At 30.1% G+C, this 21,976-nt stretch carries 21 protein-coding genes; 14 read left to right on the top strand and 7 right to left on the bottom strand.

Translation table 11 applies throughout. The features are described 5' to 3' along the window. The first annotated feature begins 5 nt into the window (after nucleotides 1-5). Genes ACVC43_RS05020 through ACVC43_RS05050 form a run of 7 tightly spaced genes read left to right on the top strand, consistent with a single transcriptional unit; the run spans nucleotide 6 to nucleotide 7,010 of the window. Nucleotides 6-494 (top strand): prepilin peptidase, encoded by a 489-nt coding sequence (locus tag ACVC43_RS05020; protein ID WP_452223479.1) that lies wholly within the window; start codon nucleotides 6-8, stop codon nucleotides 492-494. Continuing rightward, the gene (locus tag ACVC43_RS05025; RefSeq protein WP_452223480.1) at nucleotides 491-1,900 is read left to right on the top strand and encodes a GspE/PulE family protein; all 1,410 of its coding nucleotides are present in this window, start codon (nucleotides 491-493) and stop codon (nucleotides 1,898-1,900) included. Before ACVC43_RS05020 ends, ACVC43_RS05025 begins: the two co-directional genes overlap by 4 nt. A gap of 1 nt (nucleotide 1,901) precedes the next feature. Next, nucleotides 1,902-3,842 carry a type II secretion system protein GspD gene (locus ACVC43_RS05030; RefSeq protein ID WP_452223481.1) on the top strand — a complete coding sequence of 647 codons (1,941 nt, stop codon included), beginning with the start codon at nucleotides 1,902-1,904 and terminating at the stop codon, nucleotides 3,840-3,842. A 2-nt stretch (nucleotides 3,843-3,844) separates the two neighbouring features. Continuing rightward, nucleotides 3,845-5,023 carry a PilN domain-containing protein gene (locus tag ACVC43_RS05035; RefSeq protein ID WP_452223482.1) on the top strand — a complete coding sequence of 393 codons (1,179 nt, stop codon included), beginning with the start codon at nucleotides 3,845-3,847 and terminating at the stop codon, nucleotides 5,021-5,023. Between the two features lies 1 nt (nucleotide 5,024). Then, entirely contained in the window at nucleotides 5,025-5,561 is a 537-nt protein-coding gene (locus ACVC43_RS05040; RefSeq protein WP_452223483.1) for a hypothetical protein, read from the top strand. 19 nt (nucleotides 5,562-5,580) lie between these two features. Further along, a complete protein-coding gene (locus ACVC43_RS05045) occupies nucleotides 5,581-6,522 on the top strand; it encodes a hypothetical protein (protein WP_452223484.1) in 942 nt (313 codons plus the stop codon). Nucleotides 6,523-6,524: 2 nt separating this feature from the next. Continuing rightward, nucleotides 6,525-7,010 (top strand): hypothetical protein, encoded by a 486-nt coding sequence (locus ACVC43_RS05050; RefSeq protein ID WP_452223485.1) that lies wholly within the window; start codon nucleotides 6,525-6,527, stop codon nucleotides 7,008-7,010. 425 nt (nucleotides 7,011-7,435) lie between these two features. Here the strand turns inward: ACVC43_RS05050 and ACVC43_RS05055 are convergent, their stop codons facing one another. The 7 genes from ACVC43_RS05055 to ACVC43_RS05085 form a co-directional block, all read right to left on the bottom strand. Next, the gene (locus ACVC43_RS05055) at nucleotides 7,436-7,591 is read right to left on the bottom strand and encodes a hypothetical protein (protein WP_452223486.1); all 156 of its coding nucleotides are present in this window, start codon (nucleotides 7,589-7,591) and stop codon (nucleotides 7,436-7,438) included. Nucleotides 7,592-7,695: 104 nt separating this feature from the next. Then, nucleotides 7,696-7,962 (bottom strand): SemiSWEET family sugar transporter, encoded by a 267-nt coding sequence (locus tag ACVC43_RS05060; protein ID WP_452223487.1) that lies wholly within the window; start codon nucleotides 7,960-7,962, stop codon nucleotides 7,696-7,698. A gap of 27 nt (nucleotides 7,963-7,989) precedes the next feature. Beyond that, a complete protein-coding gene (gene ligD / locus ACVC43_RS05065; protein WP_452223488.1) occupies nucleotides 7,990-10,416 on the bottom strand; it encodes a DNA ligase D in 2,427 nt (808 codons plus the stop codon). Between the two features lie 2 nt (nucleotides 10,417-10,418). Further along, complete coding sequence (ku, locus tag ACVC43_RS05070; protein ID WP_452223489.1) at nucleotides 10,419-11,192, bottom strand: non-homologous end joining protein Ku; 774 nt, start codon at nucleotides 11,190-11,192, stop codon at nucleotides 10,419-10,421. 49 nt (nucleotides 11,193-11,241) lie between these two features. Further along, nucleotides 11,242-12,471, bottom strand: coding sequence for a cation:proton antiporter (locus tag ACVC43_RS05075; protein WP_452223490.1), 1,230 nt, complete (start codon nucleotides 12,469-12,471; stop codon nucleotides 11,242-11,244). A 24-nt stretch (nucleotides 12,472-12,495) separates the two neighbouring features. After that, the gene (locus ACVC43_RS05080; RefSeq protein ID WP_452223491.1) at nucleotides 12,496-14,628 is read right to left on the bottom strand and encodes a catalase; all 2,133 of its coding nucleotides are present in this window, start codon (nucleotides 14,626-14,628) and stop codon (nucleotides 12,496-12,498) included. Between the two features lie 521 nt (nucleotides 14,629-15,149). After that, complete coding sequence (locus ACVC43_RS05085) at nucleotides 15,150-15,839, bottom strand: hypothetical protein (protein ID WP_452223492.1); 690 nt, start codon at nucleotides 15,837-15,839, stop codon at nucleotides 15,150-15,152. Nucleotides 15,840-16,192: 353 nt separating this feature from the next. Here ACVC43_RS05085 and ACVC43_RS05090 point away from each other — a divergent pair, with 353 nt between their 5' ends. From ACVC43_RS05090 to ACVC43_RS05120, 7 genes are all read left to right on the top strand, one after another. Further along, nucleotides 16,193-16,354: a hypothetical protein gene (locus ACVC43_RS05090; RefSeq protein ID WP_452223493.1), complete on the top strand. Its 162-nt coding sequence runs from the start codon at nucleotides 16,193-16,195 to the stop codon at nucleotides 16,352-16,354. Nucleotides 16,355-16,408: 54 nt separating this feature from the next. After that, nucleotides 16,409-18,289: a tetratricopeptide repeat-containing sensor histidine kinase gene (locus ACVC43_RS05095; RefSeq protein ID WP_452223494.1), complete on the top strand. Its 1,881-nt coding sequence runs from the start codon at nucleotides 16,409-16,411 to the stop codon at nucleotides 18,287-18,289. Between the two features lie 3 nt (nucleotides 18,290-18,292). Then, a complete protein-coding gene (locus ACVC43_RS05100; protein ID WP_452223495.1) occupies nucleotides 18,293-18,958 on the top strand; it encodes a response regulator in 666 nt (221 codons plus the stop codon). 108 nt (nucleotides 18,959-19,066) lie between these two features. After that, complete coding sequence (locus ACVC43_RS05105) at nucleotides 19,067-19,216, top strand: hypothetical protein (RefSeq protein ID WP_452223496.1); 150 nt, start codon at nucleotides 19,067-19,069, stop codon at nucleotides 19,214-19,216. Between the two features lie 170 nt (nucleotides 19,217-19,386). After that, a complete protein-coding gene (locus ACVC43_RS05110) occupies nucleotides 19,387-19,779 on the top strand; it encodes a hypothetical protein (RefSeq protein WP_452223497.1) in 393 nt (130 codons plus the stop codon). Nucleotides 19,780-19,782: 3 nt separating this feature from the next. Then, nucleotides 19,783-21,045 (top strand): ABC transporter permease, encoded by a 1,263-nt coding sequence (locus ACVC43_RS05115; RefSeq protein WP_452223498.1) that lies wholly within the window; start codon nucleotides 19,783-19,785, stop codon nucleotides 21,043-21,045. Between the two features lie 4 nt (nucleotides 21,046-21,049). Continuing rightward, nucleotides 21,050-21,964 carry a hypothetical protein gene (locus tag ACVC43_RS05120; RefSeq protein ID WP_452223499.1) on the top strand — a complete coding sequence of 305 codons (915 nt, stop codon included), beginning with the start codon at nucleotides 21,050-21,052 and terminating at the stop codon, nucleotides 21,962-21,964. Nucleotides 21,965-21,976: the final 12 nt, after the last annotated feature.

The raw sequence follows: 21,976 nt of genomic DNA on the forward strand, positions 1-21,976 counted from the left end.
TATTTTTGCTCCTAATTATTAACATACTACTACTAATAGTCTTACTTTTTATCACCATTCAAGATATTAAGCAAAGAGCAATACATTACACTTTGCCAATAATTTTATTCATATTCGGTTTAGTAAAGTTTATTTATTTAAAGCAGGAACTACAAGAGCTATTAATAACCGTAAGTTTTTTAATTTTAGTAATTTTAGGTCTTTTTTTGTACTTTTCGGTAAAGTCTAAAAAAATCACCAACCCAATTAATAAAGCTATTGGATTAGGTGACATTGTATTTTTTGTTGCAATAATCCCTTTGTTTTATTCAACCACATATATTATTTTTTTCATTTCAGGAATGTTTTTTTCAGTCGCGTGTCATATGCTTGTTAATAATAGAAAAGAACTACATGTCCCGTTAGCTGGTTATTTGTCTATTTATTTAATTCTTTTTATAACTGCTAATACACTAACAAATAAAGAACTATTTTATACACATAATATTATTTGATTACAAATAGCAACATACAAATAACTACAGATATTCAGCAATTAATTAATGCCGAAGTAGCACATCACTATAGAGTAATACCTAGTGAAAAGTCTAATAATGAATTAGCGTTATTCATATCAAGTACTAATGCAAATGACTATAATGAAGAGTTAGAAATGATATTAGGTTGTGCAGTAAAATTTATTAAAGTACCTGAAAAGCAAATCTCTAAAGCATTATCAGTATATTATCGTAAAAATGATCACGAAATAAAAGATAAATCCGTTGATTTAAATAACAAAGATTTTTTAGAAAAGCTAATTTACGAGGCAAAAGCAATCGCAAGTAGTGATATTCATTTTGAAGTTTATGAAGCAGAAGCAAGAGTAAGGTTGCGTATTGATGGTTTATTAGTTGAGAAATATAGAATCCCGAAAGAAAATTATTTAGAATTAGTTAATAAGGTTAAAATAAAATCTAATCTTGATATTACCGAAAAAAGATTACCTCAAGATGGAAGAATAAACTATAGTGATTTTGATATTCGTGTCTCTATCCTACCAACGCTATATGGTGAGAAAATTGTCATGCGTATTTTGGGTAAAGACGCATCGAATATTAGCTTAGATCAATTAGGTTTTGAAGTTGAGGAGAAAGAAATATATCTTGAAGGTGTTAAAAACACAAATGGCATTGTACTTATAAGTGGTCCAACAGGTTCAGGAAAAACCACAACATTATATGCTACTTTGAAATTACTAAATAAAATAAAAAGTAATATAGTCACTGTTGAAGATCCAATAGAATATACTCTTGAAGGAATTAATCAAGTCCAATTAAAAGAAAATATTGGCTTAACCTTTACAAGTGCCTTACGGTCATTTTTACGTCAAGATCCAGATATTATTATGCTTGGAGAAATTAGAGATGCAGAAACAGCAAAAATGGCCATTAGAGCATCTCTAACAGGACATTTAGTACTATCAACAATACATACAAATTCCGCATTAGGTACTATTTCTAGATTAGTAGATATGGGTGTACCAGCTTTTTTAATAGCAGAAACGCTAAATGTTTCTGTTGCACAGCGATTACTAAGAAAATTATGTAGATCTTGTAAAGAAACACAAGATTTTAATGAAAGTGAGTTGCCCAGAAATTATAAAGTTCCATTTAAAATAGTTCAACAATCTGTTGCAAGAGGCTGTGAGGACTGTTACTACACTGGATATAAGGGAAGAAGAGCTATTTATGAAGTAATTCCTGTAAATAAAGAATTGTCAAATAAAATTAAAACAGATGCTCATAATATAGAGCAAAATAGAATAGAAAGTATAGAAAAGCTTTCAGATAAGGCATATAAATTATTTGCAGCTGGTGAAACATCACTTGAAGAGGTTTATGCTATATTGATTAATGGATAATATGAAAATAAAAATAACAGTATTATTATTGTTTGTTGCTAGCTTGATACAAGCTCAGCAACTTACAATTGAAGAGATTAAAAATAAGTTTGAAGTATTGTCTTTAACTCAATCAGGACTCAATGAAAAAGTAGAATCTGAAGTCACAGGTCTCAACCTTTATACATTTATAAGCTCTTTGGCTTTAGAGCATAGGTTAAATGTAGATGTGGATCCTCGTTTAAATACCATTGTTGAAAGTAATTACTTTGATGTCCCAGTTAAAGAAGTTTTATTATTCTTAATTAAGCAATATAATATTGAAGTAGAGTTTGTTAATAAATTTATTGTATTTAAAAAGAGAAAAGAAGAAGAAAAGCCACCAGAAATAAAAATAGAAAAACCAATAGATATAAAATATAGAGTGGAAAATGATTTTTTATCTGTAAATCTAAGAAATGATTCTTTACCTATAGTCGCTGAAAAAATAACTAAAGAATCAGGAAAAAATATAATTGTTTCACCAGCTATTAAAAATGAAAAAGTTACTGGTTATTTTCAAAACAGACCATTTGATGATATTATGAATATGATTGCTCAATCCAATGGCCTATTAGTAATAAAAAATGATAATGGCTCTTATTTTTTAGAAAAAGACGAGACACCAAAAGAAGTAAAAACAGTAGTAGCTAATCAAAATCAATCAAATAATAGAAGAAGAAAAGGCACACAGAATGTCGCAAATAATAATTTTAATGAAGGTTTTTATGAGGTGTCTACATCAGATTCTGGTTTTCTAAATATTAACGCTAAGGAGGCAGATGTAACAAGCCTTATCATGGAAGCAGCAGAGAAATTAAAGCTAAACTATTATATGTATAGTTTACCAACAGATATACAGACAACTCTAGTTGCAAACGAAATAAGCTTTAATGATTTATTAAACATTGCTTTTAGAGGTAACGAATTTACTTTTAACCAAGATAACTCAGGATTCTATTTTATAGGTAAAAGAACAGAAGAAGGTCTACGAGCAACAGAGTTAATACAATTAGAGAATAGAACCATAGAAACTGTTATGAATTCTATTCCTGCAGAATTAAAAATCGATTTAGAGGTCAAAGAGTTTCCAGAGTTAAACGGCTTGATAGTTTCAGGCTCTAAACCGAAGATAGAAGAGTTACGATTATACCTTTATCAAATTGATAAGGTCGTACCAATGGTTCAATTAGAGGTCTTTATTGTTCAATATAATAAATCTCATGATCTTCAAACAGGCATGAAAGCAGGTCTTGACCCAGATGGAGCAAATAGAGTAACTTCTGGAGTTTTATTTCCCACAACAGATGTCAACTTAAATGCGGAATCCGTAAATGGATTAATTGATATTTTTAATGGATTTGGGATTTTTAACTTAGGAAAAGTAACAGAGCAATTTTATGCTAATTTGCAATTTTTAGAGAATAATTCAATTGTAAAATTAGAATCAACTCCCAAAATAGCTACTTTAAGTGGTCACGAAGCCACATTAACAATCGGTGAAACTAGTTATTATTTTGAGCAAAATAATAGCATTTTCAATACAGGGATAAACAATACAATTACTCAATCTGGAACTTGGAGACCCACAGAAGCAAACTTGAGCGTAACAATAAAACCATTTGTTTCAAAAGATGAACAAATTACTTTAAAGTTACGAGTTGAAAAAAATTCTTTTTTAGGTAGAGCTGGGGAAAATGCACCACCAGGAAAAGCAACACAATCTTTCGATTCTGAAATACGGGTTAAGAATAATGAAATGACACTTTTAGGAGGTTTAGATGAGTTAACCAGAGAAAATTCTGGAACTGGAGTGCCTTTTCTTGCCAGAATTCCAATTATAAAATGGTTTTTTAGCGGTAGGTCTAAAAAGAAATCGAAATCTAAACTCCATATTTTAATAAAACCAACTGTAACCTATTAATAATGCTTAGTAATTTAAAAAACAAATTATTAAAAAACACTACTATAGTAGTAATTGGTATACACTTTGAAGCAGAAAGTGAAACATATAATGTTATAAAAGTTTCTCAAAAAAACAATAAACTATCTATTAGCGAACAGTCTTCATTCAATTCATTTGATCAGTTAAATAAAGCTTTAGAGAAAAAATCGTCTATAGTACTTAATTTTTCCGGAAAAGGTATATTGAATAAAAGAATAGCTAACACTCCAGATTATAAATCTAAAGCGCTTCTAAATGTAGATAATAACGATTTCTACTTTTACGAACATTTACAAGAAAAAGAAGTGTTCATATCGGTAATAAGAAAAAAGAAAGTACATAAGTTTATTGAAATGTTTAATGATACTAATTTTTTCATCGTTGATTATAGCATTGGTCCATTTATTGCTTCTATTTTATCAAGCATTGAAAAAAAAGATCAAATAATTTCTAACGATATAGAATTAATTATCGTAGAAAATAGATTATATAATTTTAAAAAGACAAACGAAAAGAAAACGATAACAATAGATAATCAAACATTATCAGAAAGGGAAACCGCTTTGTTAGCTGGGGCTATCAATTATTTTCGTCCAATTAGTCACTTCAATTATGAAAGTGGTTTTCTTCAAAAAAATAAAGAAGAGGTTAGTTTTAAAAAATATTTTGAAACTTTAGGTATAACTATCTTAAGTATATTTTTTAGTCTTTTATTATTAAGCTATTTTCTGTTAAATTTTTATAATAAGAAAATTTATACATTAAGTTCAAATATTGAATCTGTACAGGAAACTTACAATATTGTTAAAAATCTTCAAAAAGATAGAGACAATAAAAAGGAAATTTTAAATGAATCGGGTGTTTTTACATCACGCTTTTTGGCATTCTATATAAATCAATTAACGATAGATATCCCTAAATCTATCACTTTAAACACATTTTCATTATTTCCATATGATAGAAAAATAAAACCTTCAGAAAAGATAAAATTTGAAGAAAATGTAATTTCCATAAAAGGAGAATCTTCTTCAAATACATTATTTAATAATTGGTATAAAAATTTAAAAAAGATTGATTGGATTACAAAGTCCGATATTATTACTTATACAGCAAATAGAAATAGTAATTACGATTTCGAAATAAAAATAAATATCAAGTAGAATGTTTAATAATATTTCTTACAAAAAAAAATTTTTTGCGTTAATTATGATTGGCGTAGTATTAAGTATTAGTGCCTATAAAAGATCATTTAGTTTAACCATTGATTCATATAAAGAAAGTAAATCGCTTATAGAGCGTCTAGACTATATAAATGTTTCTTCTAATAGCGTTAGTATACTTGATAAAGAGATTCAGTTTTTAAACAATCTCATTGGGGAAGATAATATAGAACCAGAATTAGTGCAACAAGAAATTTTAAATTTTGTGACTAATAGTAGTCCTTCTGTGTCAGTAATAAATATAGAAGAAGTGCATAGTGCTATTGATAATGACTTTAATATTTATTCAAATCAGTTAACACTTGAAGGTGCTTTTGAAGATTTATTAGAGACTGTTTACAGTTTTGAAAAAGAATTCGTTTATTCAAGATTAGTAAATGTATCCTTTTTTAAAAAAAAGGATTTTAAAACAAGAAAAGAAAAATTATATTCAAAAATTATATTTCAAAATTATGAAAAAAGTGTTCAAAATAATTAATATCATAAAAACAATTTCGTTGGCAGTTATTGTCATTTCGTGTTATAGCTGTGATGATATTGTAGAGGAGGATTTAACAAATAATATGGTAACGATCATAGCACCAGGCTCAGGACAAATAATCACCTCTAATACTGTTTCATTCCAATGGAACACACTCGAAGGAGCAGATGATTATAGACTTCAAATAGAAAATAATACAAATAGTATTATTTTAGACTCATTGGTTTCGATTAACAATTTAGAGTATCCGTTAGAACCAGGATCCTATAAATGGCGAGTAAGAGGAGAAAATTTTGCTTATCAAACAGCTTATACATTCCAAGTAGATTTTATGGTTGAAGCTTCAGACGATTTATCGAACCAAATGGTGTTTCTTAATACACCAACCAATAACTATTATATAAATTCACCATCTGGAATTTTAACGACTTGGTCAAGTATAAATACTGCAGACTCCTATACATTTGAATTGGATAAACAAATTTCTGGGAATATAACAACTGTATATCAAGAAAGCGATTTAACAAATACCTCTCACACTTTAATAGATACATATTTAAATGAAGATGCGGAGTATATTTGGAAAGTAAAAGCTATAAATAATAGTACAGCAACTGAAACAGATTTTTCAAGTAGAAGTATTTTTTTAGATACTGCTATTCCTAATACTCCATCATTAGTTTCACCTGCAGATAATGCCACAACAACAGTAAATACAGAAGTTGTTTTCACATGGAGTACAGGTACGGACCCAGGTAATGTAAATGCACCATTGACCAATACTTTAGAAATAGCAACGAATACAACATTTGTAAATCCAGATACTTACAATACATCTACAAATTCGCAAAGCATAATTTTCAATCAAACAGGAGATTATTATTGGAGAGTAATAACAAGTGATGATGCAGGTAATCAAAGTGCTTTTTCCACATTTAACAAGATTGTAGTAAATTAAGAATGTCTAAAAAAAATATAAATAGAATTCTCATTCTTGTTGTCGCTATTATTTGGAGTATATTAATCTATCAATTTATAAATAGAGCATTAATTTCAAATAGTTACAGGAATTTAAATACTGTTTCTCAAAAAATAATAGATGTACCGCAAATAGCAAAAGACACATTTAATTTAAAAAGATATACCAGAGATCCATTCCTTGGGACTTTGAACAATAATCAAAGGACAGATAAAACACGCAAACCTTTTAATCAAATAAAAAAAATAGAAACTCCAATAAATCAAAATTGGCCTAATATTGAATACTTAGGTTTCGTCAAAGAAGAAAAAGCAAATGATCCATTAATATTGATTAAGATTGATAATAAGTTTTTTAGAAAAAAAATTGGAGAAGATTTTACCGAAGGATTGAAAGTTGTCGAATTTTTTAAAGATTCTGTTTTAGTTGATTTTAACTCTGAAAAAAAAATAATTAAAAAGTTTTAAAAACATTGTAGTTGTTAATAATCACTGTTTCATATCTGCTCAACCAAATAAGGTAAGCCATTATGACTTGGTGAGATTGAGATATTTGATGTCGATAAAAAGTAAACAGACAGATTAATAGCTATATTTATATTCTCTTTAAAATGCGTAAAGAAAATACAATGTTATTTGTTAATAATTAAGAAATACAACATTGTTAATTCAAAATTGGTCTCTATAAATCTAAGGCTATCTCCACATTAAAAAAGTTAAATACGAGTACAGTATTAACTGTGCACCAATAAATGTGTTACCATTAAAGTTATTTTTTATCCAAACTGTTTTACCCATTGAGTAGTCAATTTCTTAATAGTTTACAATAAAAAAAAACGGTTTAATACAACTAAACCGTTCATTTGAAATTATTTGTAACAAGCGTAAAACCGTTATTTATTTTTAGTCGCTCCTCGCTCTACACGGTCATCACCTTGTTTACCATATTGGTTATAGTGTTCTTTCTTTTGTGGACCTTTTTCATCGGTAGCATTTTGATGAAGTTTTTTTGCATGTTCCGTTTTTGGATTTTCTCTGTCTTTTGCCATGTTATTTATTATTTAAATGAAAAACTGTTTCACTAAAGTTAATTGTAAAATATTTTAATTACTTACTCAATCAAGATTAATTTTGGCTCATTTCCTATAATCATTTAATTTTTGCCACAATTTTTATTTTGTGTTAAAACGATATATAACATAATGCCATTTAATATACATGAAATCCCATTGGTTATTATAATTGGCCAATCTTTTTTCATAATACCATAAACCGTCCAAAGGCCAACGCCTAAGCATAATATAACAAACATAAATGTACTAACATCTTCAACTTTTTTAGTTTTTACAGCTTTGATTATCTGAGGTAAAACTGCAACAGTCGTAAAAATACCCGCTAATATTCCAATAATATCTTCCATATTTTTTTCGATTAGTTCAGTAGGTTTTTAAATTTCACTTAAATTATCAAGTGCTTGATTCATATCAATGCCTTTTTTTAATATGCCAGAAAAAGGATCTTGCATTGAATTAATTCTTTTAGGAACTGAATGTATATTAAAATCTTCAACACGCAATCCATTTTTTAGTTCAGACCATAGAAGTGGCTTGGAAACTGTGGCTTCTTTAGTTGGCCTTAAACTATAAGCAGATGCTATCGTTTGACCTCTTCGATTTTGTAAATAGTCTAAGTATATTTTTGGACCTCGTTTTTTTAGTGAACGTTCTAATGTGGTTAGTTTTGGAAGTCGCTCTTGAATATATATACAAATTAATTTAGTAAAATCTCGGGCTTCACCATAAGTGTATTGTCCACCTAATGGGATATAAATGTGAAGTCCTGACGCACCAGAGGTTTTGCAATAACTATCAATTTTTGCTTTGTCTAAAATGTCTTTGGCTACTAAAGCGGTTTCTATAACCTGTTCAAAAGTATTGCTCTCTGAAGGATCTAAATCGATAATTGTATAATCTGGGTGATCTAATTGAAAAATTGTTGAATGCCATGGATGCAATTCTATGCAGCCTAAGTTATTCATATACAATAAGGTGGCTTCATTTTGGCATAATAGATAATTAATCTCTTTTTCTGAAGATTTAGAGTATATAGGAACCGTTTCAATCCATTTAGGTAAATTGTCGTTGTCTTTCTGATAAAATGAATCGCCTTGAATACCATTGGGATGGCGATGCAAACTTTGCGGTCGATCTTTTAAATAGGGCAAAATAATATCCGACATTTTTAAATAGTAATCCATTAAATCATACTTGGTTAAACTTTGGGTAGGCCAATACATTTTGTCGATATTGGAAATAGCAACGTCAATTCCATTGACATCGAGTATGGATTCGGTATTTGTTTTTTTCTCTTTTTTTTGAAGGGTTTCAGACGTATTTTCAACAGATACAGGAACCGATTTGTCTTCACGTAATCGCTTAAACACAGGATGTCGCATTACATTTGCTGAGGTCCACTCTGCTAATTTCACCTCGCAAACTAACTTGGGTATTAACCAAGTAGCTTCTCTTCCTTTGAGATGACTTTTGATATCAAAAACTGGTGTGTCGATTTTCAATACTTCAAACTTTTTGTAAAGTTCCTTAATCTGTGCTTCAGAAAACCCCGAACCACAAGTACCCACATATACCAATTGGTCATCTTCAACCATACCCAAAATTAAGGAAGCAAATTTTCGCGACTTAGTTTTAGAATGCGTATAACCACAAATTATAGCTTCTGAATTTTCAACCTTCTTAAATTTCAACCAATCTGGCGATCTGGTATTTGTGTAATATTTAGAATTCGCTTTTTTAGCAATAATACCTTCCATGCCCATTTCTATGGCTTGATTGTAAACCGTATTTCCCATGCTTTCAATATGATCGCAATATTTAATATGAGACGATTCGGCAAGTAATGCTTTTAAAAGTTGTTTTCTATCTAATAAAGGAAGTTCTAAAGTGCTGTGATCATTCAAGAACAATAAATCGAATACATAATAAACCAAATGGCCTTTAGTGGATTTTTCATCATAATTTTGAAGCGCATTAAATTTAGGAATACCCTGTTCATCTAAAATTACAATTTCACCATCTAAAATGGCATTGTGTTCTATAGCGGAAAGTTCGTTATAGATAATTTTGAATTTTTCATTCAAGGAAATGCCATTTCTGGTGTACAATTCCACTTCAGCCGAATTGATATTTGCTAAGGCCCTATAACCATCATATTTCAATTCGAAAATCCAATCTTTGCTATTAAACACTTTTTTAGCTGGTGATGCCAGCATTGGTTTAACAAAAGACTTAAGGCTGAGCAGTTTCGTCTCTTTGGATTCTGTATTGGTAAAAGATTCCAATCCATAGTCCTCTGCATCATAATTTAGGTTGGTAGCAAATTCATCTTCGTGTTTTATGAGCAACCATTGATTTTTTTTGTTCATTGATGAAGAACGTACCAATGTAAAAATACCTTTTAAGCGTTTGCCATGACAGACAATTTTCAATTTGCCCTCAGCATAATCGGTAGGTAGATCTTCATTGTCATACAAGCTTTCATAATACCCACTATCCCAAATACTCATTTTTCCCGCTCCATAATTTCCTTTAGGAATAATGCCTTCAAAATTTAAATAAGCGACTGGATGATCTTCAGTATGTACAGCAAGTCGCTTATCCTTTGGATTCATTGAAGGACCTTTAGGTACCGCCCAACTTTTTAAAACGCCTTCCATTTCTAAGCGTAAATCGTAATGCAAGTGGCTTGCACGATGCCGTTGCACCACAAACCGAAGCTTATTGGAGTTATCGTAAGCATCTTTTGGCTCTGGTGTATTCTCAAAACTTCGTTTTTTGCGATACTCGTCGAGACTCATGGTTAGGATGCTTTACTTTTCTTTTGCTCTAAACTCGCCTTTAATTTTGCCATTAAATCCTTGGCAGCTGTTGGTTCACTTTCAACTTTTTCAACCTTGACAGTTTTTCCTGAAGCTTTAGATTCAATAATCTTTAAAAGTTGTGAGTTGTAAATATCCTTGTACTTTTTAAAATCGAATTTTTCTGTGTAATTTTCTATCAAGCTTTCTGCCATTTTTATTTCTTTAGGTGAGGTTTTTGTCTTAGGAATCTTTACATCCTTTGGGTTTCTAATTTCATCTTCAAACCTGATAACGTGTAAAACAATAACATCTTTGTAAACACCAATTAGCGATAAATTTTCCTTTTGGCGCATCACAAAGGTTGCCACACCTAACTTCCCTGTTTTTTTTAAAGCATCTCGAAGTAGATTATAGGCTTTTCCGCCTTCTTTTTGAGGCTCTAAATAATAAGGCTTTTTAAATAGCATATCTGCCACATCAGTCTCCTCCACAAACGCTTCAATGTCTATAGTTTTACTTTTTTTAACGTTGGCGTTTTCAAAATCTTCCTTTTCCAGAATTATATAGGCATCATCCTTTTTATAACCTTTAACGATATTTTTCCACTCAACCTCTTTACCTGTATCTTCATTAACGCGTTTGTATCTTATGCGTGCGTGATCACTTTTATCTAACATGTCTAAGTCCAGCGCCCTGTCTTCTGAAGCTGAGTACATTTTTATTGGGATTGATACCAACCCAAAACTTATTGAACCATTCCATACTGATCTCATAATTATGCTGTTTTAGTTTATAATAATTTAACTTTTTGAATCTAAATATTCACTCATTTATTTTAGTCATTATGCGCTTTGCAGAAAATCCATGAATTAAAACCGAAATAAGAATAACCAATGCCACTATTGAGAATAAAGAGTTGATATCATTAAAATTTCCATGTTTGATTGCATAAGTTAAATAGAATACAGAACCTATTCCACGGATGCCCAAAAATGAAATGGCCCATTTTTTGCCCTTACTTAATCCCGATTTTTTGAGACTTATAAAACCTAAAAGAGGTCTTATTGCGACGACTAACACGATGGCAAATACCAAGGTTGGTATAGTAATAAAATTTAAAATACCTCCCATAATCGAGCCTCCAAAGAAAATCATCCAAAAGATGATAAGAAATTTTTCAACGTTGGAAATAAAGCTCAAGCTTGGATCACTTTCAGTTGTTTTATCATTGATATGCTTGTGATAATGCGCAAATAAACCTGTAAAAAAAACACTCAAAAATCCATAAGAACTAATAACCTCTGCTAATCCATAAGAAATTAGTGTTAAGGAAATTGCCACAAAAGCTTGATGAATTTTAAGCTCGTTTTTCTTTGATAATTTCATGGTTAAGTAACTATATGAAAAACCAATTGCTGAACCAATTAAAATTCCGACAAATACCTTATAAATTAGATAATAGCTAATCCATTCTTGCCATTCATCCAACCCTAACGAGTCATTTTTAGACCACAATATGGCTAAAAACACAAACGGAAAAGCCAAACCGTCATTAATACCTGCTTCAGCAGTTAAATTGTATTGAACTCCAGTGTTTTTTGAGGCTAATGATTGTTTTTTATTTAATTTTATTTCGGAAGCAAGTGCTGGATCTGTAGGCGCAAGGACTGCTGCAAGTAATAATGAAATTGGCCCATCAAAATCAAATACATAATAAGACGTTAGGAAAACAAATGCCATAAAAAGCGGCATTGTAATACCGATTAACCTGAATGGATTTCGCCACTCTTTCCATGAATAATTAAGCCCAATTTTTAATCCAGCGACCATAAGGCTAATAATTACTAAGAATTCCGAAAACCGCAAGGTTAAATCAATTTGCCATACCGGATCTGGCCATGGCAATGGTGCCTTGAGATAATAAAGTAAAGCACCAAGAATTAATAAAGGTATTGTAAAGCTAATTTTATATTTTTTTAGAATTATAGGCATAAAACTTGCCATCAACGACGTAATTCCTACAATTAACAATACAATGAAAAATGAATTCATGGTGCTTTTATATGGTTACCGATTTTAAGCTGGAACTTTAGAAGCTACTTCCATTCTATCCCAATTTCTGTGTTGTGAAATAGCATCTATAAAAGCCTTAGGCTTGTCGTTAATTAATATGGCCTTATCATCTTTGTAATAGGATACAAAAGTATCATCAATTAATGACTCTGCCTCTCCATTTGCAGCAATGGCTTTACAATGTTTAAAAGCTTCATTAATAAACTTAATATATTTAGATTCTTTTTTAAGTTTATCCACTGATTTTTTACCACCAGGAATAAATATAGCATCAAATAAAACACTTTCAGTGGTCATTATTGAAGCATCAACTTCATGCTCCATGTTTTCATCGCATTTAATTGTCCCACCATGTGGTGCAATTAACTTTGTTATGGCGCCCTCACCTTCTAATGCTTTTTTCATTTTTTTATAATCGCTCATTGAAAAACCATCAGCAGCCAATACCGCAATTTGTCGTGTAGCAATACTATCGAATTTTGTATTGGCCTGACTCAATGCTGGATCAGCATCCAAGTAATTCTTCTTTTTTGGCGGTTGGTTTTTTTTAACGTCAGCATCAGCACCAATCGCCTGGTTAATAGGTTGATCGATCTTTTTTGGAATATCTAAGCCTAAACCTTCAGCTACCTTTTTTGCTAAATCTTTATCAATTTGGGCAATTAACCAAAGCATACGTTCTTTAATGGGTTTTTGGGTACATTTGCCAAGTTCAAAAGTATAGGCGTCGGCAACATGTTGCTGTTCCCATTTCGCTAAACTTCTATAAAAGAGTGCTGGTTGTGAAAAATGGTCGTTAAAACTTTCACTACGAGTCCTAATTTTCTTGGCGTCAATACGTTCCTCATAAGAGGTAAAACCACCTTCAGCCATTTTTGCCAAATGCGGACATCCACCACCTAACGTGTTTGGAAAGTAAGCCGTTTGTCCTTTAGGAATATCCATTTGCATGTGTCCATCGCGCTGATTGTTATGTACCTCACCAATAGGTCGGTTAATTGGAATTTGATGAAAATTAGGACTGCCTAAACGCGACAACTGTGTATCTCTATACGAAAATAACCGTCCTTGAAGTAGCGGATCGTTTGTAAAATCGATTCCAGGAACAATATGTCCTGGTAAAAATGCAACTTGTTCAGTTTCTGCGAAAAAGTTTTCAGGATTTCTGTTCAAAGTCATTTTACCAATAATCTCAACGGGAACCATTTCTTCAGGAATTAATTTCGTTGGATCTAAAAGGTCAAATTCAAACTTATGTTCGTCTTCCTGAGCTACTACTTGGATTCCTAATTCCCATTCTGGGTAGTGTCCTGCTTCAATAGCATCCCATAAATCACGTCTATGAAAATCGGAATCTGCACCATTAATTTTAACAGCTTCGTCCCAAGTAACAGAGTGCACACCTAATTTTGGTTTCCAATGGAATTTTACAAAATGCGATTCCCCTTTTTTGTTTATTAACCTAAACGTGTGGATACCAAAACCTTCCATCATTCTTAGACTTCGAGGGATTGCTCTATCACTCATCGCCCAAATGTGGTTATGCATAGTTTCAGTAGTGTGGGAAATGAAATCATAAAAGGTATCGTGTGCGGAGGCTGCTTGAGGAATTTCATTATTTGGCTCTGGTTTAACGGCATGAATTAAATCTGGAAATTTCATGGCATCTTGGATAAAGAAAATCGGCATATTATTTCCGACTAAATCCCAAGTTCCTTCCTGTGTATAAAATTTAACGGCAAATCCACGAACATCTCGCGCTAAATCTGGTGAACCTTTTGAACCCGCAACTGTAGAGAACCTAACAAACACAGGTGTTTTTCGTTTGGTGTCTGTAAATATACCAGCCTTACTGTATTTTTCAATACTCTCGTACAATTCAAATTCACCATGGGCAGCACTTCCTCTGGCATGAACAATGCGTTCTGGGATACGTTCATGGTCAAAATGTGTAATCTTTTCGCGTAATAAAAAGTCTTCAAGTAGTGTAGAACCTCTTTCGCCAGCCTTTAGTGAATTGTTTGTGTCATTGACCTTCAAGCCTTGGTTGGTAGTCATTACTTTATTCTTAGAATCTTTTTCGAACTGTTTTAAATCTTTGGATTTTTGATTGGTGGTCGTTTTCTCTTTTGCCATGGAATAAGTTTTTTAAATTTCTGAATTGAAATCTTGTACTCTAAAATCCAAATATTTTTTTAATTGGATTAACTTTTATGCATTTATTAGTGGCTGTAACGAAATTAATTTGTTTTTTAAATCGACACAAATTTTAACAGAGCCCTTCTATTTTTTTGTGCTTCAGATAAACAGATATCTCAATTAGTAATTTTTAGGAAAGAAAAAAAGGGTTTTGTGTATCAAATCGTGTTCAATATGAACATCTAAGGTAACCAATTCATAAATAGTTTGCATAAAAAAAACGGTTTAGAGTGAACTAAGCCGTTGATTTTGAAATAATTTAATGTTGTAGCGAGAACGAGAATTGAACTCGTGACCTCCGGGTTATGAATCGAATTTTGAAATTCAATAACGCCTGTTTATAAGGTTTCCCGAGTTATGTGTTTTCTAAATCGTATGCAAATCGTATTCAGTTTAACCTAATGGTTAAATAATAATTTCAATTACAATTTAGGGATTATTTACAGATATATAAAAAGTTATTGTTTATTAAAGTCACTACAAATATATTTAGTAATCATATATTCTGTAATAGGCTTTAATGTTCTTCCAGTTTCTGGATGCAAACCTAAACTAGTAAAAAGTTCTAACTCTTTTTTAGTGTTTTTACCATACCAAATATTCACGCTTCCATCACCTTTAAAAAAAATTATATCACAGTCGGGTTTAATTTTCTTAAATGTATTAATACGCTCTTCTTTGTATAGTTTTAAATCACTAACACTATATAAACTTGGATCAAATTTAACTTCTACATAATGATCGTTCTGCCAAATCATCCATCTTTGATTATTAACAGTCATTGTGCTTAACAATATTATAATTATAATTATTGGTGATAGAAAAATAAATTTTAATTTATGTTTTTTTATAAAGGATATATTATGAATCGTAGGCAAAACTCCTTTAGTTTTTGTTGTGTAATCTTCGTAGCTATTATAACCCACATATTTTGCTAAACTTTTCGCAGCAAAAGATTTTAATTCTACATCTTCCTCTCTGTTTTCGATTGCATTTTTGTAATGATTACGCAAAATTCTTTCACCGTAAGGTTTTTTTGTGTCCTCAATAATATAATCTGATAAAAATCTTGTAACGTGAATCTTTTGAGTAAAACCACGCTCTTTTTTTGCTTTTTCAAAAGCTTCCGTAAGTAATTTTCTGTGCATTAAACTTCCTCTTTTATTTTCTGCAAATATTTATATTCTATTATGGAAATTCTTTTCCATAGACTTTCCATAATCATTCCATTCATTTTTTGACATAATCCTTTTATTTGACTCAGAATTAAAGAATGCCTTTTCGTAATAAGGCTTGCGAGATTCTTTAATTCGAAAGTGGAGTATTATTCTAAGTTAAAATTGCCATTTGGAAAGTAACAATCTTTCTTAGGTAATATACTCCACACTTTCCAAAAGAAGAAGAGAATTCTCTTCAAATTTTTAGCGTGTTGCTATACAAAATAAAATCTGATAAAACTATCGGACAGCAACACTATTGTCAAATTTTAAATTTTAATAAAATGAAGAAATTATTCATAATAGTATTTACGGTTTTCCTCAATGGAGCATTTTTTTCTTGTACACCAACTAGTATTCATGACCCCGTGAATGCCGAACAAGCGACAGGTGGTGAAGATGCGGAAATCTTACCAGAAGAACCAGAAGATGATGGTGATAATTAAAAATTATTGCTTTCATAACTAAAAAATTAAATTTTTAGTTGATAAATTAGAGGAATGAAAAGTTTAAAAAACCCATTCCTCTTTTTTGTTTTGTTTTTTTTGACAGTAAATTATATGTTCTGCCAAAAACAAGATAGTATTGAGCTTTACTATGAACAAGCTAAAGATATGTCTGAGTCTGTTGAATACAGACAAAATAATGTTTCTAAGGTGTTAAAGTTGTTAGAAAAAGATAAAACCAATAAATTGTATCTGAAAGCCCTAAATACGAAAAGCTTTTTATTTAATCGTCAAAAACAATTTGATAGTGCTCTAGTTTACGCCGAAATCCTATTGGATAAAAGCATATTAGCAAATGATTTAAAAATGCAAAAATTGGCTTATGAAAAACTAGCTGACTATAGTAGGCTAAACACTAGTTTAGTGAATGCATTCAATTATTATGACGAATTTAAAAAAATTAGTATTAAGTCTGGAGATACTTTAGCAGCGGTAAAAGCTTTACAGTATATAGCTAGCATACAAAATGTTATTGGATTACCATTTGAAAGTGAAAAATCTTCAGTAGAATGTTTAAAATTATTAGAGCTCATAAATGAAACACCAAAAGTAGTTAGAGCAAAAGTAGGTATATATAATCAATTAGGTATTATTTATAAAGATCTAAAAAACTATAAGCGATCTTTAGAATTATATAATGTTGCCCTTTCAAAAACCAATAATGCTATATATAAAATTAATATCTCAAATAATAAAGCGAATGTTTACAGAGAACAAGGAAATTTGGAAGAAGCGGAAAGTATTCTAAATTTTGTTTATGAAAGCACTCTTAAAAATCAAACCTTAAAACAGCAAAATCAAGCATTAGATAATTTGGGATTCGTGCAGTCAAAATTAAATAAACCCATAGGTATAAAAAATTTAGAAAAAGCGCTTCTGCTTAGAAAGGAGGATAATGACTCTTTTGGAATATACACAAGTCATATGCATATGGCTGAATATTTCTTAGACAACAATAATACTGTAAAAGCAGAATTTCATTCACAAGAAGCCTACCTAATTGCAGAAAAACTGAATAGCTCAATTTATAGACTAGAAGCTTTAGCATTATTAGGTAAATTATCAAGCGATTCTAAAGTTGCAGAATATATATATTTAAAAGACAGTATTTCAGAAGCTAAACTCTCGACTACTAATAAATATGCATCAGTTAAATACGATTACACAAAGCAAGAGCTAATTGCCAAAGAAAATGAACTTGAAAAAGAAAAAGAAAAACGTCTCAAGTTATTCTATAAGTCAATTGGTGTATTAATTTTTTTGAGTTCAATATTTCTTTTGCTTTTATTGAGGGCAAAACACAAAAAAGCCAATTTGCAAAATGTTTTTAATACCGAAGCTCGTATTTCTAAAAAAGTACACGATGAAGTAGCTAATGATATCTATCATGTAATGACAAAACTTCAAAACGAACATAACATCAATGATATTGTATTAGACGATTTAGAATCTGTCTATATAAAAACAAGAGATATTTCTAAAGAGATTAGTGCCATTTTGGTCACAGAAAATTTTGATCAAGTTCTAACCGATTTATTTCAAAGCTATAAAAATGAAAGAACTAATATCATAACCAAAAATCTGTATAAGATAGATTGGGAATCGTTTTCAAAATTAAAAAAGATGGTTATTTATAGAGTTTTACAAGAGTTAATGATAAATATGAGAAAACATAGTAAAGCAACATACGTTGTGATTAATTTTGAAGAATTAAGAGGTTGTCTAAAGATAATGTATCAAGATAATGGAGTTGGTACTACTTTAAAAAAAGCTAATGGATTACAGAATGTGGAAAACCGTATTTCTGGAATAAAAGGAACCGTTATTTTTGAATCTGAAATTAATAAAGGATTTAAAGCGATTATTAAGGTTTAAAATATGTTTAAGAAAGTTTTAGTAGCAGATGACTTATTGAGTATTAATCAAGGTGTTTTAACAGTTTTGCATACTCTTGGTATTGAAGACGTTCAGGAAGTACAATATTGTGATGATGCTTATTTAAAAGTTAAGAAAGCTGCATTAGATAATAATCCTATACAGTTACTTATTACAGATTTATCTTATAAAAAAGATCATCGAAGTCAGAAATATGCTTCAGGAGAGGAGTTAGTCAAAATATTGAAAAAAGAGCATCCAGAGTTAAAAATCATAGTCTATTCTATCGAAGACCGATTACAAAAAGTAAGGACACTTATTAACAAGCATGATAGTGATGCATATGTCTGTAAGGGCAGGAGAGGACTTACGGAACTTAACATGGCAATTAATGCTGTTTATATAAATGAAACTTATCTCTCGCCACAGGTTGTTTCTGCTTTAAGTCCTAAAACTAATCTGGAAATTGACGATTTTGATATAGAATTACTTCGCCAATTATCTTTAGGATTGTCTCAGGATGAAATATCTAAATACCTCCAAGAAAATAATATATCTCCTTACAGTTTAAGTTCTGTGGAAAAGAAAATAAACAAATTAAAAATTCAATTTAGTGCCAACAATGCAATACACTTAGTTGCTATTGGAAAAGATTTGGGACTGATTTAGTCTTTGCGTGATAATAATTAGTTTCACTTTTATTTACATACGGTTTTCCGTAAGGTTTTATTTTTTAAATCTTCTAAATTTGAAGTAATAATTTTAAAATAAAAAATCATGGCAGTAAAACACACACCAACAGGAGTTGTTCATAGTGGACATAAAGGAGGAAGTACAGGATGCGGTACTAATACTAAAGATCAATCATTACACTGGGTTAATAGTAATGAACGCATTACTTGTAATAAGAATGGTTGTAAAAATTAGATTTAGATAAGAATAGTCATCATCCTCATTAATGCAAAAAACCCTTACGGTTTTCCGTAAGGGTTTTTTGCATTTATCATTTATGTTTGAAAAATTAATAATGAAATTATCGTAAAAAAATAGATTATAAAAAATTACTTAACGCAAATTAGCTAAACCAAATAACAATTATGATATCAACAGAATTAAAAAGTCACTTTTTAAGACTCTATCAAATTGCCTTCTCAGACGACAATTTTGACATTCTTGAAATGCAAATGCTGTACAGTTTTGCAGAAGAAAGAGGCTTAACAAAAGAACAGCTTAATGAAATTTTGCTGAATCCTTCTCACGATTCATCTATACCAGAATCTTTGGAGCTAAGAGTAGAATATCTCTATGATTTAGCTGTAATGATATGGGCAGACGGAAAAGTGACGGACGATGAATATAATACTTTAAAAAAGTACTGTAAAAAATTCGAATTCTTGGATGAAAATATTATTGAATTAACAGATTATTTATTAGAATCTGCTAAAAAGGGAGTGAACAAAGAAGATATTATTAGAGACATAAATTCGTAAGATATGGGAGCTATAAAAAAATTATTTAAGCTTAAAAGCAATGAGGCTACTAAACCTCTATTTGATAATACAGAAGAGGCTAGAGAGCAAGTAAGAATCACTTATTATCAAAGTGGTTATGGAGCATCAACAAAAGCATCAGGTAATTCAGTTACTTTTGGTGTTGGACTTAAAAACTTGTACAACAGTTTTGAAGATTTATGTAGGAAACAGTTAAACGAACAAGACAGGCTGAAACAGCCATATAAGGAACAACAAGAAAAGGAAAGAACAGAACTAAAGAAACGAGAAACAGGATTATTAATCCATGAAGAACAAAAAAAAGATCTAATAAAAAACATTGATGATTGTAAATTTGAAATGATAGATGTCAATCAAAATCCAGAAACTTATGGAATTGATGCGGACAAAAGACCTAAAGCACAATTTTATATAGGGTTATTATTGTTGTTACCTATTACTATTTATCTATTTGTATTTTATATTTCTGCTTCATATTCCGCTTTTTTTAAAGATTTTGAAACAGGTAGTCTAACTGCTGCCATTTTTGATGCTAACGCCCTAAATAAGGCAATGTCAGATGGTTGGCTTGAAGCTGTTTTCATAGGTACAATTCCTTTTGTATTTTTAGGTTTAGGTTATTTAATACATATGTTTCAAAAAAACAAAAAGTTTATTTCATTCATAAAACTCTCCGCTCTTTTTGTCCTGACTTTTATTTTTGATGTGATTTTAGCATACTTAATAGAAAAAAAGATATTTGATTTTGATAGAGTTTTAGGAGAGAGCTTCTCTCCTTCTATAGCATTTAAAAGTGTTAATTTTTGGGGAATAATTTTTGCTGGTTTTGTCGTCTATTTAATTTGGGGATTGGTTTTTGACTTTGTCATGAAAGAACATGAAAATGTAGATAAAATAAAAGCTTTTATAAGAGGAAAAAAAGAAGAAATTAAAAACACAGAAAACAAAAAAAAGAATTTGCTTATAAAAATGGCTGATCTCAAAAATGAAATAGCTTCAATAAGTGGCAAAATATCTGAACTTCAATCAAAAATTGATGGATTTATTTTTCCCGTAAAAGAATATCTTCATTATCACTATCAATATAAGGAAGGATGGTATCAATCTATAAATGAAGTTTTAGCATTGCCCACCAAAACAAAGGATGAATTAAGAAATAGTTGTGAAGATGTCTCTCAAAATCATTTAAAAGAATTGAATTTGGAAGGTCTAGATTTTCAGCATTTAGTATTTACTAAAAATTAATATCATGAAAAATACTTTACATAAAATTTCAATACTTTTAATACTTTTTACGTTTTTATCATGCGTTGATGATTCAGAAAAAAATGAAACTAAGGTAGTAAAAGAAGCTAAAAAAGAAGTAAAAAGCAAAAATGGAGAAAATTTAAATATTAGTTTCTTATTAGACCTATCAGATAGGATAAATCCAAAAAAGTATCCAAATGAATCTATGGAATTTTATTTAAGAGATGTTGCATATATTAAATCTGTTTCGGAAGCTTTTGATATGCATCTAAGAAGAAAAAAAGTAAGATATATGAATGATAAAATTCAATTGTATTTTGATCCTGAACCAAAAAACCAAAATATAAATAAAATATCTAAGGATTTAAGGTATAATTTAAATAGAGATAATGTTACATTAGAACTTTTAGATGAGTTAAAAAAACGTTATGCTACACAACCAATAGAGATTTATGATTCAGCAATTTCGGACAATAAATACGTAGGTTCAGACACATGGCGATTTTTTAAAACGAAAGTCAACGACTACTGTATTGATAAAGATTATAGAAATATTTTAATCGTTTTAACAGATGGTTACATTTATCATAAGGATTCCAAAATGAAAGAAGACAACTTAACAACTTATCTAACACCTCAAGTAATAAGAAGCCTTGACTTAAACGTCAAAGATTGGAATAATAAGTTAATTCAAAAGCAATTTGGGTTTATACCAGCAAATAAAGATTTATCGAAACTTGAAATTTTAGTTTTGGGGATTAATCTAGATAAAAAAAATCCTTATGAAGAAGAAGTTATAGTAAAATATTGGAGTGATTGGTTTGACGAGATGAAAGTAGAGCGTTATATTATTAAAACAGCCAGTTTACCTTCAAATATGGATAAAATCATTAAAGATTTTATTTTAAATAATTAATTAAAACAACTT

This window comes from Lacinutrix chionoecetis (assembly GCF_053604665.1).